Annotated in this window: 15 protein-coding genes; 6 read left to right on the forward strand and 9 right to left on the reverse strand. The window is 58.5% G+C overall.

What is annotated here, in order from left to right; all coding sequences use genetic code 11:
• Positions 1–40: 40 nt before the first annotated feature.
• Positions 41–577 carry an RNA polymerase sigma factor gene (locus DL239_RS04675; protein WP_167682830.1) on the forward strand — a complete coding sequence of 179 codons (537 nt, stop codon included), beginning with the start codon at positions 41–43 and terminating at the stop codon, positions 575–577.
• On the forward strand, positions 574–2565 hold the full coding sequence (locus DL239_RS04680; protein WP_167682832.1) for a vWA domain-containing protein: 1992 nt from the start codon (positions 574–576) through the stop codon (positions 2563–2565). Before DL239_RS04675 ends, DL239_RS04680 begins: the two co-directional genes overlap by 4 nt.
• A 167-nt stretch (positions 2566–2732) precedes the next feature.
• Here DL239_RS04680 and DL239_RS04685 read toward each other — a convergent pair whose 3' ends face one another.
• The 7 genes from DL239_RS04685 to DL239_RS04715 all read right to left on the reverse strand — a co-directional run bounded on the left by DL239_RS04685 (position 2733) and on the right by DL239_RS04715 (position 9223).
• Positions 2733–3197, reverse strand: a complete 465-nt coding sequence (locus DL239_RS04685) for an Hsp20 family protein (protein WP_167682834.1) — start codon at positions 3195–3197, stop codon at positions 2733–2735.
• Positions 3198–3328: 131 nt separating this feature from the next.
• Positions 3329–4147, reverse strand: a complete 819-nt coding sequence (locus DL239_RS04690; protein ID WP_167682836.1) for a trypsin-like serine peptidase — start codon at positions 4145–4147, stop codon at positions 3329–3331.
• Complete coding sequence (locus tag DL239_RS04695; protein ID WP_167682838.1) at positions 4144–4938, reverse strand: trypsin-like serine peptidase; 795 nt, start codon at positions 4936–4938, stop codon at positions 4144–4146. Before DL239_RS04695 ends, DL239_RS04690 begins: the two co-directional genes overlap by 4 nt.
• Positions 4939–5062: 124 nt before the next feature.
• Complete coding sequence (glcF, locus tag DL239_RS04700) at positions 5063–6385, reverse strand: glycolate oxidase subunit GlcF (protein ID WP_167682840.1); 1323 nt, start codon at positions 6383–6385, stop codon at positions 5063–5065.
• Positions 6386–6387: 2 nt separating this feature from the next.
• Complete coding sequence (locus tag DL239_RS04705) at positions 6388–6627, reverse strand: CPCC family cysteine-rich protein (RefSeq protein WP_167682842.1); 240 nt, start codon at positions 6625–6627, stop codon at positions 6388–6390.
• Complete coding sequence (locus DL239_RS04710) at positions 6624–7736, reverse strand: FAD-binding protein (protein WP_240931741.1); 1113 nt, start codon at positions 7734–7736, stop codon at positions 6624–6626. Before DL239_RS04710 ends, DL239_RS04705 begins: the two co-directional genes overlap by 4 nt.
• A 41-nt stretch (positions 7737–7777) precedes the next feature.
• Positions 7778–9223, reverse strand: a complete 1446-nt coding sequence (locus DL239_RS04715; RefSeq protein ID WP_167682844.1) for an FAD-linked oxidase C-terminal domain-containing protein — start codon at positions 9221–9223, stop codon at positions 7778–7780.
• An 80-nt stretch (positions 9224–9303) separates the two neighbouring features.
• Between DL239_RS04715 and DL239_RS04720 the strand changes: the two genes are divergently transcribed.
• Together DL239_RS04720 and DL239_RS04725 are read left to right on the forward strand one after the other, a co-directional pair.
• Positions 9304–10014 carry a DUF599 domain-containing protein gene (locus DL239_RS04720; RefSeq protein ID WP_167682846.1) on the forward strand — a complete coding sequence of 237 codons (711 nt, stop codon included), beginning with the start codon at positions 9304–9306 and terminating at the stop codon, positions 10012–10014.
• 35 nt (positions 10015–10049) lie between these two features.
• A complete protein-coding gene (locus tag DL239_RS04725; protein WP_167682848.1) occupies positions 10050–10403 on the forward strand; it encodes a hypothetical protein in 354 nt (117 codons plus the stop codon).
• Between the two features lie 71 nt (positions 10404–10474).
• Here the strand turns inward: DL239_RS04725 and rlmH are convergent, their stop codons facing one another.
• Positions 10475–10945, reverse strand: a complete 471-nt coding sequence (rlmH, locus tag DL239_RS04730) for a 23S rRNA (pseudouridine(1915)-N(3))-methyltransferase RlmH (protein ID WP_167682849.1) — start codon at positions 10943–10945, stop codon at positions 10475–10477.
• 57 nt (positions 10946–11002) lie between these two features.
• A complete protein-coding gene (gene rsfS, locus DL239_RS04735; protein WP_167682850.1) occupies positions 11003–11422 on the reverse strand; it encodes a ribosome silencing factor in 420 nt (139 codons plus the stop codon).
• Between the two features lie 145 nt (positions 11423–11567).
• Here rsfS and DL239_RS21640 point away from each other — a divergent pair, with 145 nt between their 5' ends.
• Together DL239_RS21640 and leuC are read left to right on the forward strand one after the other, a co-directional pair.
• The gene (locus tag DL239_RS21640) at positions 11568–11783 is read left to right on the forward strand and encodes a hypothetical protein (RefSeq protein WP_240931742.1); all 216 of its coding nucleotides are present in this window, start codon (positions 11568–11570) and stop codon (positions 11781–11783) included.
• A gap of 53 nt (positions 11784–11836) precedes the next feature.
• Positions 11837–13240, forward strand: coding sequence for a 3-isopropylmalate dehydratase large subunit (leuC, locus tag DL239_RS04745; protein WP_167682851.1), 1404 nt, complete (start codon positions 11837–11839; stop codon positions 13238–13240).
• Positions 13241–13244: the final 4 nt, after the last annotated feature.

Here is a 13244-nt window from a genome sequence, read left to right on the forward strand (position 1 = left end):
GAAACTGGCATCGGCCTGCGTTACAATTTACGTAATGCGTATGACGGTGGATGATCAGCAACTGGCTGCGGCAGCGGCAAATGGCGACGCAGAGGCTTTTTCGGCCCTGCTGGGTCGTCACTATGATCGTGTCTTTGGCCTGGCCTTTCGGATGACCGGTCAGCGCGCCGAGGCCGAGGACCTGACTCAGGACATCTGCGCCGCGCTGCCTGACAAGATGGCGCATTATCAGCCCAGCGCTCGTTTTAGCACTTGGCTCTACCGGGTGGTGGTCAACGCCGCCCACGACCGCCGCCGCCGCGCTGCGACGCACACCAAGGCGGCCAGCGGCTGGGGCGACTGGGAGGTCGACCGACAGGCCGCCATCGCAGATACCAATAGCCAGCTTGATTGGCTAACCCGCGCTATGCAGGCATTGCCCGATGATTTGCGCGACACTCTGGCATTGATACTAGACGACGTGACCCACGCGGATGCCGCCGAGATCCTTGGCATCTCACCCGGCACTGTCAGCTGGCGAGTATCCGAGGCCAAAAAACATCTACGCGCCCTAAAAGAACAGGAGGACGCATCATGAGCGACCCCTTTGACGACCTAGACGATTTGAAAGACGCAATGCGCGCCGCCACCCCGGCGCCTGACGCCGCGCGCAAGGCAGAAAATATCGCACTAGCGGAAAAAAACTTTGCCACCCGCCAAGAAACAGCGGCGCAGGTCCGTTTCACCTCTGATCGCCCAAAACAGGGTTTCTTCAGAGGAGTATTTTCGATGTTCAAAGCTATTTCCACCCGCCAGGCGCTTACCGCTTCAACCGCTCTCGTTGCCATTGGCCTGTTTGTCTACCTGCCCGCGCTGCAGCAACCCGCCGACGTCCTAACGCCTCCACACCCTGAACCAACAATCGTCGATTCCATTGCTGGAACCCTAGAAGCCGACAGCCGTGTCCGGGTACAGGCCGAAGGCGAAGCCGAGGAAATGCTTGTCGCTCCAATGGAAGCCCCGGTAATGGCAGAGGTCGCAGACATGGCTGCGCCAACGGGGCAACTCTCGGGCGCTGCTCCGTCACCTTCGCTTTTGGCCCGACCTGCCGCCACGGCCAAACTAGAGCGGCGTAGCTTGATCGCCCCACCACCTCCTCCGGGGTATGCCGACGACACCCAAGTACGGATAGAACCCGATACCGAGGCCTTCGCCGAGGCAGAGCCCAACCCATTGAAGATCACCACCGAAGAACCGGTTTCCACCTTCTCGATTGACGTAGACACCGCCTCTTATGCGATCCTACGTTCCAGCCTGAACAACGGCCAACTGCCCAATGCGGAACAGGTGCGGATCGAGGAAATGGTGAACTATTTCCCCTATGACTATGCCACCCCATCGGACGGCGCACCGTTTTCCACTCGTGCCACAGTAATCGCGACACCGTGGAACCCGGAAACACGGCTTGTCCACATCGCGCTCCAAGGCGAGAAGCCCGCGCTGGATGAACGCCCGCCGCTGAACCTTGTTTTCCTGATCGATACCTCAGGCAGCATGGACGCCCCCAACAAACTGCCGCTGCTGAAGCAAAGCTTTCAGTTGATGCTGGCCCAATTGCGCCCCGAGGATAAGGTCGCCATTGTCGCCTATGCCGGTTCCGCTGGTCAGGTTCTGGAACCCACACAGGCCAGTGAGCGCGCTACTATTATGGCCGCCCTCGACAGGTTGGACGCCGGTGGCTCAACTGCTGGTCAGGAGGGGTTACAACAGGCCTACTCCACAGCCGAAGCCATGAGTGAAGACGGCGATGTCAGCCGGATCATTCTGGCCACTGACGGTGATTTCAATGTGGGCATCTACGACCCGGACGAGCTGAAGGACTTCATCGCTAAGAAACGCGAAACCGGAACCTACCTGTCAGTGCTTGGCTTTGGCCGTGGCAACCTGGACGATGCCACCATGCAGGCGCTGGCGCAGAACGGAAACGGTCAGGCCGCCTATATCGACACCCTGTCCGAGGCACAGAAAACACTGGTCGACCAGCTTGGCGGTGCCCTGTTCCCCATCGCCAATGACGTCAAGATTCAGGTTGAATTCAACCCCGCCCAGATCGCCGAATACCGGTTGATCGGCTATGAAACCCGCGCGCTGAAACGCGAGGATTTCAACAACGATCGCATTGATGCCGGCGAAATCGGTGCTGGTCACGCGGTGACTGCGATATATGAGGTCACACCGGTTGGCAGCCCTGCCCGGCTGAGTGACCCGCTGCGCTATCAGCCTGCGGAAGTGGCCGCGACCAGTGAAGAGTACGGTTTCCTGCGGCTGCGCTACAAACGCCCTGGCGAAGACACCAGCAACTTGATCGAAACCCCGATCCTGCCGGGCGGCGAGGCAACACCAGACATGCAGTTCGCCACAGCCATCGCCGGCTTTGGGCAGCTACTGCAGAACAGTCCGTATCTGGGTGATTGGTCTTACACTCAGGCCATTGATCTGGCCAACGGAGCCAAGGGGGACGATGCCTTTGGATATCGGTCACAGGCGGTGCAGTTGATGCGTCTGGCTGACAGTCTCAGCCAATAGATCGCCCCCTTACAACGGGAAAATCCCCTTGGTGGGCAACCAAGGGGATCCAGTCCCGGTCAACTAGGGAAAGAAGTATAGCCGGTCCTTACACGATCTCTGGCAGAAGATCGATCTGAAGCGTTCCCAGTTCATTCCGAACCGTTCCCACTACAGCTGGGAACGCGTTAATTAACTGTTTTATCCTCTACCAGATTAGACTTAGTACGCTTCGTCGAAATCTCAATACGTCGGGGTTTCAGCGCCTCGGGCACCTCGCGTTGCAGGTCGATATGCAGCATGCCATCCACATGGCTGGCCCCGGTCACCCGCACATGATCGGCCAAGGTAAACCGACGCTCAAATGCGCGGGTGGCGATACCGCGATGCAGGTAGCTGCGTTCCTCCACATCCTGGGCTTTCTTGGCGGTCACAATCAGCCCGTTTTCCTTCACTTCCACATTCAGGTCCGCCTCAGAAAACCCGGCGACAGCAATCGAAATGCGGTAGGCATCGGCATCCGTCTTTTCGATGTTGTAAGGGGGGTAACTGGGCTGCGCCACATCTGTGGTTAGGGCCCGATCCATCAGATCCGCGATCTGGTCAAAGCCAATAGAAGCTCGGTTTAGTGGTGCAAAATCAAAACTACGCATAATTCATCCTCAATCAGAGCGATACATGTTGCGCCTTCCCACATTGGGACAGGCATCTCAGATCCGAACCCCGTTAGCGGCGATCCGGATGACACTGAGATAATTACGCTATCGCGCCTTTCAAGAGGGGGTCAGCCGCCGGGCCGGACGAATTTGGCACCACCCGCGTTCATGCCGCTACCGACCCGTATCCGTTTGATCCGCCGGTCGGGTGCCGCCACCGGGTTACGACGCAGCAGCGCCTTCAGCTCGGCCACTCGATCAGCCAGCTTCATACCATAGGCAACCCTGCGCCCCTGATAGGTACCGCCACTAGAGATCACCGATAGGATCCGCCCACGCCCACCAACCATCGAAAACACCGGCGCACCGGATGAGCCAAAGGTCACATTGCAGTCAATCATCATCACCTGCTGGTATTCGCCCATCAGATTGCAGCGACGTTGCCGCGATGGGGCGGACTCGCGCCCCATACCATAAGATGTGACAGAGATTTCGTCGCCGTAGTTGCGCCCTGAATGCAATACAAATGGATCCGCCTCTGAACTGCTAATCGGGCTTTCCAGTCGGATCAGCGCCACATCATGGGTGATGTTTTCAATATTGGAATTCTGCTCGGACCGGTAACCGGGATGGGCGGCAATTTGCAGTGCCTGCCGTTCTGCAATGGCGCTGCCTTCCTGCAGTCCGGCCCTGAACTGAATCTGGTCCACGGCGCGCATTTGCCCGTCTCGGTCATAGACGCAATGGGCGGCAGTCAGCACCAGATCAGGCGCAATCAAGGTACCACTGCAATAGCCCTGCCCAGCAAAATCCAACCGTCCTACAGCTTCCCAGCCCAGCAAATCCTCGCGGTCAGAAAGCGCGCGCAGGCTGGTGCTTCCAGCCAAGGCGCCCCCGGCCAAAGACATCGCGACACATGTAGCAAGAGCTTTCAAACCTGCGCTCATTGCTTAATGAACTTTGCGCCAGTGTTGTTACGCCCATCACCAACCGTCACCCGCCCTACACCGGGCGGCAACCGGCTGCCCACCTGAACTTCGCTCAATTGGGCCTGCAGCAGCTCCAACTCTTCGGCCAGCGCCGATCCAAGAGATACCTGCTCGCCGTCGACCTCGGCCTTGGCGGAAACAACCGACACGATACGTGGGGTGCCATTGTCAAAGGAAAAGACCGGTGCGCCGGATGAGCCAAAGTCAACATCACAAGACATCACAAGAACCCCCTGCTGGCGGGCCATCACGGCACAGACCTCTTGCAACGCTGGCGCTTCGGCGCGGTCATGCGCGTAAGATACCACTCCGATTCGCGCGCCCTTGCGCGGGCGGACATCGGTTTGAAACGGAGTAACCGTGGTATTGCGAATGGGGCGCTGCAATTGCAGCAGGGCGATATCGTTGCGCACCCTCTCGGTCGAAACCTGACCATCATAGATATAGTCCGGATGCACAACAGCCCGCCGCACGGTGCGATAGGCCGAGGCACGCCCATTCCGCCAACCAGCCAAAAACTCAATGGTATCAGGGCGAAGCCGGGTCTTGGTTCGATTGTCATACAAGCAATGCGCCGCCGTCAGCACCAGATCAGGCGCAATCAGCGCTCCGGTGCAAAACCCATCGCCGTTGACGTCCAACCGGCCCACAGCCTGCCACTGGCGGCCTGCATCGGTGGTATCCATCCGCAACAAACGGCTGTCCTGTGCGGCGGCCATCATAGGCACCAAGGCCATTACACATACCATCAGCAAATGTCGCAAATACTCACCTCCAACGCTTTGTGACACGCAGGCTAGAGGCGTCTCACGGCAAAATTACGGCAAAGCGCAGATGAATGCAGGTGATTCCTGTATTTTGGTATGTGTTATGTCAGCGTAGTTGTGGAATTGTCGGCGCGCGCTTTCCCGGTTCGGTCATCGCAGGCGGTTGCGGCCCCCCGGTTGCCCAATCCAGCAGCTCCACCGTGTGCATAATAGGCAGCTCTGTCGCCGACCCGATCTGCATCATGCATCCTATATTGCCCGCCGCAATCACGTCTGGCATCTTGGCCTCCAGCGTCCGCACCTTACGGTCCTTCAACTGCCCGGAAATTTCGGGCTGCATCAGGTTATAGGTACCAGCTGATCCACAACACAAATGACTGTCCGCAGGTTCTACCACCTTGAACCCCGCGCGTTTCAGCAATGTTTTAGGGTGCGTCTTGATTTGCTGGCCATGCTGCAATGAACAGGCTGCGTGATAGGCAACCGTCAGCCCCTTGTCCGCGCTGATGGGCAGGTCCAACTGCATCAACAGCTCCGAAATATCCATCGCACGTTCCGACACCCGCGCCGCATCCGCAGCTAGCGGATCATTGCGGAACATATGGCCATAGTCCTTGACCGTGGTGCCACAGCCGCTGGTATTGATGACAATCGCATCCAACCCTTTGCCATCAATTTCACTGCTCCAGGCCCGAATGTTCTTGGCCGCCGCCGCGTGGCTCTCATCCTCGCGCCCCATGTGATGGGTCAGCGCACCGCAACACCCTGCGCCCTCGGCCACCACAACCTCACAGCCCAATCGGGTCAGCAACCGAATGGTGGCATCGTTGATGTCCGTATTCAGAGCCTTCTGCGCACAGCCCGTCATCAGCGCTACACGTTTCTTGCGTGGCTCCACGGCGGCAAAACTCTGCGGATCATCATTGCGACTAACTGGTGGAATGTGCTTTGGCGCCATCTCCAGCATCGCCTTTAGCCGTGGATCAGGCATCAGGTTGCGCAACGGCCGCGCAATTTTGGCCCCCAGCAGCGCCAACCGGAACCGCGCCGGATAGGGCAAGATCCGAGACAGGATCCACCGCAGGGCACGATCACTAAACGGTCGTTTATAGTTCGCCTCAATATAGGCCCGCGCATGGTCCACCAGATGCATGTAATGCACCCCACTTGGGCAGGTGGTCATACAGGCCAGACAGGACAGGCACCGGTCGATGTGCTTGACCGTCTTCTCATCCGGCACACGCTCATTTTCCAGCATATCCTTGATCAGATAAATCCGCCCGCGCGGGCTATCCAACTCATCCCCCAGCACCTGATAGGTCGGGCATGTCGCTGTGCAGAACCCACAATGCACACAGGACCGCAGGATCTCATTGGACCGCTGGGTCGCAGGATCATTCAACTGCTCTTTGGTAAATGTCGTTTGCATGCTTATTCCGATTGGTTTGTCTGACGATGAGAGTGAACAGGATCACTGCAACCATGGTTCAGATAATTGGTACTCGCCTGATTGAGCGACAGGTCGTTCGCCCCACCTTCGTAATCCGGCTGTTCTCTTTGGATCGGATCATCCTGCCAGCCACAGACATTACAGATCTCATGATGGCCTACCTCCTCAAACGCGCCCAGCGCGCCACGACAGGGGCAATAGCAACACTGCGAACGTTTCATCCCATCAGCCCCGAATTAAGGATCCCTCGTGGATCAAATTTCGCCCGCAACCCCGCTGAAATCGCCGCCAACGGTGCAGGCTGTGGATGGAACTGCCCCAAACGCATCCGTGTCTCGGCACTGCCACGCACCAGCGTCGCATGCCCCGAAACGCCCATACGCGCCCTCAGATCAACACCCTCCGGGACCAAGGCCCAAACCAATCCCCCGCCCCAATCAAACTGAAGCGCATCCGCCTGCAACTGGTCGGCCAGCGCCACAGCATCCGATGGCTTGACCGAGATCCGCCAAACATCCCCCTCTCGCCCATAAAACGCACTGACGTCCCGAATACCCCGCCACAGGTCCGCACTTCTTTCAACCTGCTGTGTCTCACCAAACTGCGCCAGATCAGCGCTCAACCGATCTGCCCGATAGGCAACCGAACTCGAAAAACCTTCGATCCGTACATAAGCCTTACGCGTGTCAGGGTCATACCCTGCCCCAGTCACATCATAGGGCGACCCCAACGCCGCAGACATCACTTGCACCGCCACCGACAGGCCGACATCACCAACCTGAACAGTTGCCTCGGCCTCCGGCTCCGGCAGCACCTTGAACGACACCTCGCTCAGCGCCCCCAATGTGCCATGCGCCCCTGCCATCAGCTTGACCAAATCATAGCCGGTGACATTCTTCATCACTCGGCCACCGTTCTTGACCACATGCCCAGCGCCATCGACGAACCGAACCCCCAACAGAAAGTCCCGCGCGGCCCCACATTGAATACGCCGAGGACCTGATACATTGGCAGCAAAGACACCCCCGATTGTCGGCTCCCCATCACTGCCCAACAGCCCACGATGATCCATCGGCTCAAACGCCAACCGCTGGCCGCTCTGCGCCAACAGCGCCTCAATCTCAGCCACCGGCGTTCCCGCCCGCGCCACCATCGTCAACGCACCCGGTTCATACAGCTCGACACCGCTTAACCCTCGGGTGCTTAACACCTCACCATCACTCGCAAACCCTCGGGTGCCCCCACCCTGAATGCACAGCGGGCCACCTGCATCAGCAATCACTTCTACCAATTCAGTCTCGGATTTCGGCTTCAACATCATCTTCTTCATCTGGCCCTAAATATCCTGGGGGTTTGGGGGCAAAGCCCCCATCACTTGCTCAGCTCCACAGCGCGTCGCCCTTCGGTCACCGACAGCGGAAACACCTTGGCGGGGTTCAACAGCCAATGCGGGTCAAACACATCCTTGACCTTCAACTGCGCTTCCAGATCCTCGGGGGAATATTGATGCAACATCAGATCCCGCTTCTCGACTCCGACACCATGCTCACCGGTCAGACAACCGCCAACCTCAACACAAAGCTTCAGGATATCGGCACCCATGTCCTCACACAGCTCCAGATCCCCAGGCTTGTTGGCATCAAACAGGATCAGCGGATGCATATTGCCATCCCCGGCATGAAACACATTGGCCACCCCCAGCCCATATTGCTTACTCAATTCACCAATCCGCCGCAGCACATAGGGCAGCTCGGTCACCGGGATCGTCCCGTCCAAACACATGTAGTCGTTGATTTGCCCCATCGCGCCAAACGCCGATTTGCGGCCCAACCAGATCCGCCCAGCCTCATCCGCGTCCTGCGCCTCGCGCAGCTCTACCGGATTGTGCGACCGCGCTATTTCGATGATCAGCCCCAACTGATGATCAATCTCTTCAGGGCTGCCCTCGACCTCAATGATCAACAGCGCTTCGCACATCGGATAGCCCGCCTTGGCAAACGCCTCACAAGCCTCGATACACGGCCGATCCATGAACTCGATCGCCACCGGCAAAACCCCAGCTTTGATGATATCACTGACACAGGCCCCGGCCACCTCATTGCTGTCATAGCCAATCAACACCGGCCGCGCGCCCTCGGGCTTGCGCAAAATTCGCAAAGTCGCTTCGGTCACCACACCCAACTGGCCCTCACTGCCGCAGATCACACCCAACAGATCCAATCCACCGGCATCCAGATGCGCGCCGCCAATCTCAACCACGGTACCATCCATCATCACCATGGTCACGCCCATCAGGTTGTTGGTGGTCACGCCGTATTTCAAGCAATGTGCCCCGCCTGAATTCATCGCGATATTGCCGGCAATCGCACAGGCCAATTGCGACGACGGGTCCGGTGCATAGAAAAAGTCCTCTTCCTCTACCGCGCCCGACACGCTCAGATTAGTGCGCCCAGTCTGCACCCGGATCACCCGGTTGTCATAATCCGCCTCCAGCACTTCGTTCATCCGGGCCACCCCCAAGATCACGCAGTCGGCAGTGGGCAGCGCTCCACCCGCTAGCGATGTCCCCGCCCCACGTGGCACCACTGGCACACCCATCTGGTGACAAATCCGCAAAACGTCCGAGACTTCCTGCGTGCTACGCGGCAACACCGCCAACATCGGCGGACAGCGATAAGCCGTCAGTGCATCACATTCATAGGCCCGCGTCTCGGCCTCGTCCTGTATCAACGCATCCCCCGGCAAGACTGCCGCCAGTTTAGCAACCAACTCGGCTTTGCGCGCTAGAATCACAGCACTGGGGGATGGCATATCCATGTCGGCTCTCCTTTTGGTAAATTAATATTACCAATTTATACCCTCTGGCAAGAACCATATTGTCGCGTTAGGCTGACCTCATGACATGGACAGACCGCCTTAATCTCTTTTCCTCCTTTGATTTAGTAGCTTTAGCCATTCTGATCGGAGGCTGGTTTTGGATTGGCTGGCGCATCGAGAGCCCCGCGCCTACGCGCCCTTCGGTCTCAGTCCTGATGGAGGACTTCCGCCGCGGTTGGATGCATCAGATGGTATCCCGTGATCCACGGGTCTTTGATGCCCAACTGATCGGCAGTCTGCGCCAAGGCGCCACCTTCTTCGCCTCGGCTGCGATGATCGCCATTGGTGGCGGCCTCGCTCTGATCGGCAACACCGAACAGCTCGAAGGCGTTGTTAGCGATCTCACGCTCGGTCAGGCACCGGCCTTTGTCTGGGAGATCAAACTGCTTCTGGTGCTGATGTTTCTTGCCAATGCCTTTCTGAAATACGTCTGGGCCCATCGGCTGTTTGGTTATTGTTCGGTCCTGATGGCCGCAGTTCCAAACAAACCGGACGGCGACCAAGCCTACCCGCGCGCAGCGCAAGCGGCAGAGATCTGCATCAATGCCGCCCGCAGCTTCAATCGCGGCATGCGCTCCACCTATTTTGCACTAGCCGCCGTCGCCTGGCTGGCCGGCGCCTTCGCCCTGATCGGCGCAATTCTGGTCACTCTGGCCATGCTCTATCGCCGAGAGTTCGTGTCACAGTCACGCGAAACCCTGCTGCGTATCCCGCCAGACACAACAACGTGAATCCTCTCTTCTCTCTACCCCGCTAGAGTGCGGACATGCAACATTTCATTGCCCTCATTCTCGCCACCGCTGCGTTGCCTGCCTTTGCCGACGATCCCACTGTTGAGAACGTAAGCGCACAACACTCTGGCAGCGGCTGGCAATTCCACGTCACGATTTCGCATCCCGACACAGGCTGGGATCACTATGCCGATGGCTGGCGCGTGCTGGATATGAATGAAACTGAGCTGGGCCTGCGGGTCCTCGCCCACCCTCATGAACAGGAACAACCCTTTACTCGTTCGCTGGGTCGCGTCCAGATTCCTAAGGGAACTCGGCAAGTCCAAATCCAAGCCCGCTGCCTAACCGACGGCTGGGCCACAAAAACATATCTGGTCCGCCTACCGTAACACGCCCGTACTTCTTTTTGCTAAAAATACTCGCGCCGCAGGCACGCGCCATAAGGCGCGTCCAAAGCCCCTCAGACCCGATGATACGGGCTACCACCCAATATGGTCGCCGCGCGATAGACCTGCTCGGCCAGCATCACCCGCACCAACATGTGTGGCCAGACCATCTTGCCAAAGGATATCGAAAAATCGGCTTCAGCCCGTAGGCTGGGGTCAATTCCATCGGCCCCACCGATGATCAGCGCCAAGTCCTGACGCCCCGTATCGCGCCAGCCAGCCATCTTTTGCGCGAAATCAGGCGAGGACAGCACCTTGCCGCGCTCATCCAGTGTGCAGATCACCGCGCCTTTGGGCAGCGCCTTGCGCAGCAATGCAGCCTCGGCTGCCATACCGGCGTTTTTCTTATCCTCGACCTCGACCACCCGCGCAGGCCCAAGCCCCAGGGCACGGCCACTGCGGTCAAACCGGGTCAGATAGTCATCGATCAGAGTTTTTTCAGGGCCAGCCCGCAGGCGGCCAACAACACAGAGATGTACACGCATGGTGACCTACCTCAGCAGCAGCCCGCGCGAATGCACGGGCCGATCCCCTTGTTAGGCTTAAACGGCGCTATCGCCGCCCAGCCACATTTTTTCGATCTGGTAGAACTCGCGCACTTCGGGGCGGAAGACATGGACGATGACATCGCCGGTATCAACCAAAACCCAATCGCCAGTATCACGGCCTTCGGTCTTGCAGGTAAATCCATACTCTTGCTTGATCCGCTCAGTCAGCTTTACCGCCAGCGCGGAAACCTGGCGGGTCGACCGGCCGGTGGCAACGACCATGTGGTCGCCGATAGCCGTTTTACCGCGCAGATCAATCTGCACCACATCTTCGGCTTTGTCTTCGTCAAGCGAGGACAGGATAAAGGCCAGCAGTTCATCGCTGGAAGGTCGAGGTTGAGCCGCCGTCACGGCTGCCCCACGGTCAGCGGCATCAGTCGCTTCAGATTCAGGTGACAGGACTCTGTCCTCCATTTTGGGCGCCGTCCGTCCCCCGGCGCTGGGGATAGGACAAAAATAGCAAGCCTCAGACCTGCTTTCAACGCGGCCGATAAGATTTGAGGCGAATCAAGGCGCCTCTGTGCCCGATCTGCACGGCAGAGTGAAGAGGGTAGCAGCCATGCACATAAGGAAATCGCGCAATGTTCGCTATGTTTACCGCACTTGGGCCTGTCTTTACCCCAGTTGGGCCCGTCGAACCCTTGATTGCCTAGGCCACCGCCTGTATCTGACAGCCATGATACCCGTATTGGCGCAAAAAATCGAACTGCAAGATCGCACCCGACTGCGCGAGCGATTCTTTGGTGCTGCCCGCTCGGTTTTGGCTCGGCTATAACGCCTTCCCGCCCCTCAGCCAGCTTATTGAAATACACAACGGGAGAGGACCCCATGTCCCCCAAAACGCTCTATGACAAAATCTGGGATGCGCATGTTGCGCATGAAGCCGAAGACGGCACCAGCCTGCTGTATATCGACCGCCACCTGGTTCACGAAGTAACCAGCGCCCAGGCATTCGAAGGCCTGCGCATGGCCGGCCGCAAAGTTCGCGCGCCAGAAAAGACCATTGCTGTGCCAGATCACAACGTCCCGACTACGCCAGACCGCGTTGACGGCATCAAGAACGAAGAAGGCCGCATTCAGGTTGCCGCTCTGGATACCAATGCCAAGGAATTTGGCATTCATTATTACCCAATGAACGACATCCGTCAGGGCATCGTGCACATCGTTGGCCCCGAGCAGGGCTGGACCCTGCCCGGCATGACCGTGGTCTGCGGCGACAGCCACACCGCGACTCACGGTGCGTTTGGCGCGCTGGCACACGGCATCGGCACCTCCGAGGTTGAGCACGTTCTGGCCACCCAGACACTGATCCAGCAGAAGTCCAAGAACATGAAGGTCGAAATCACCGGCAAGCTGAAGCCCGGTGTGACCGCCAAAGACATCACTCTGGCTGTCATCGGCGAAACCGGCACTGCTGGCGGCACCGGCTATGTCATCGAATATTGCGGCGAAGCGATCCGTGATCTGTCGATGGAAGGTCGTATGACCGTCTGCAACATGGCCATCGAAGGCGGCGCCCGCGCTGGCCTGATCGCGCCAGACGAAACCACCTTTGAATATGTCAAAGGCCGCCCCCACGCCCCTAAAGGCGCCCAGTGGGAAGCTGCGATGGACTGGTGGAAAACACTCTACACCGACGAAGGTGCCGAGTTTGATCTGGTTGTCACCCTGAAAGGTGAAGACATCCAGCCGGTTGTCACCTGGGGCACCTCGCCCGAGGACGTTCTGCCGATCACCGCAACTGTTCCGTCGCCCGAAGACTTTACCGGCGGCAAGGTTGATGCGGTCAAACGCGCGCTGGACTACATGGGTCTGACCTCTGGCCAGAAACTGACCGACATCGAAATCGACACAGTCTTCATCGGCTCCTGCACCAACGGCCGCATCGAAGACCTGCGCGCCGTGGCTGACGTGGTCAAAGGCAAAAAGATCAAAGATGGTATGCGCGCCATGATCGTTCCGGGTTCCGGCCTGGTCCGTGCACAGGCCGAAGAAGAAGGTCTGGGCGACATCTTTGTCGAGGCAGGCTTTGAATGGCGTCTGGCCGGTTGCTCTATGTGTCTGGCAATGAACCCCGACCAGCTGTCCGAGAACGAGCGCTGTGCCTCGACCTCGAACCGTAACTTCGAGGGTCGCCAAGGCTATAAGGGTCGCACCCATCTGGTGTCCCCTGCCATGGCCGCCGCTGCTGCCCTGACCGGCAAGCTGACCGACGTACGCGAGCTGGTATAAGGAA

Source organism: Parasedimentitalea denitrificans, from assembly GCF_011813015.1.
GTDB lineage: Bacteria > Pseudomonadota > Alphaproteobacteria > Rhodobacterales > Rhodobacteraceae > Parasedimentitalea > Parasedimentitalea denitrificans.

What these genes read in the sequence shown, in the direction of transcription:
- DL239_RS04675 (WP_167682830.1), top strand. Translation starts at nt 41, where the DNA reads ATGACGGTGGATGATCAGCAACTGGCTGCGGCAGCGGCAAATGGCGAC.
- DL239_RS04680 (WP_167682832.1), top strand. Translation starts at nt 574, where the DNA reads ATGAGCGACCCCTTTGACGACCTAGACGATTTGAAAGACGCAATGCGC.
- DL239_RS04685 (WP_167682834.1), bottom strand. Translation starts at nt 3,197, where the DNA reads ATGCGTAGTTTTGATTTTGCACCACTAAACCGAGCTTCTATTGGCTTT.
- DL239_RS04690 (WP_167682836.1), bottom strand. Translation starts at nt 4,147, where the DNA reads ATGAGCGCAGGTTTGAAAGCTCTTGCTACATGTGTCGCGATGTCTTTG.
- DL239_RS04695 (WP_167682838.1), bottom strand. Translation starts at nt 4,938, where the DNA reads ATGGTATGTGTAATGGCCTTGGTGCCTATGATGGCCGCCGCACAGGAC.
- glcF (WP_167682840.1), bottom strand. Translation starts at nt 6,385, where the DNA reads ATGCAAACGACATTTACCAAAGAGCAGTTGAATGATCCTGCGACCCAG.
- DL239_RS04705 (WP_167682842.1), bottom strand. Translation starts at nt 6,627, where the DNA reads ATGAAACGTTCGCAGTGTTGCTATTGCCCCTGTCGTGGCGCGCTGGGC.
- DL239_RS04710 (WP_240931741.1), bottom strand. Translation starts at nt 7,736, where the DNA reads ATGAAGAAGATGATGTTGAAGCCGAAATCCGAGACTGAATTGGTAGAA.
- DL239_RS04715 (WP_167682844.1), bottom strand. Translation starts at nt 9,223, where the DNA reads ATGGATATGCCATCCCCCAGTGCTGTGATTCTAGCGCGCAAAGCCGAG.
- DL239_RS04720 (WP_167682846.1), top strand. Translation starts at nt 9,304, where the DNA reads ATGACATGGACAGACCGCCTTAATCTCTTTTCCTCCTTTGATTTAGTA.
- DL239_RS04725 (WP_167682848.1), top strand. Translation starts at nt 10,050, where the DNA reads ATGCAACATTTCATTGCCCTCATTCTCGCCACCGCTGCGTTGCCTGCC.
- rlmH (WP_167682849.1), bottom strand. Translation starts at nt 10,945, where the DNA reads ATGCGTGTACATCTCTGTGTTGTTGGCCGCCTGCGGGCTGGCCCTGAA.
- rsfS (WP_167682850.1), bottom strand. Translation starts at nt 11,422, where the DNA reads ATGGAGGACAGAGTCCTGTCACCTGAATCTGAAGCGACTGATGCCGCT.
- DL239_RS21640 (WP_240931742.1), top strand. Translation starts at nt 11,568, where the DNA reads ATGCACATAAGGAAATCGCGCAATGTTCGCTATGTTTACCGCACTTGG.
- leuC (WP_167682851.1), top strand. Translation starts at nt 11,837, where the DNA reads ATGTCCCCCAAAACGCTCTATGACAAAATCTGGGATGCGCATGTTGCG.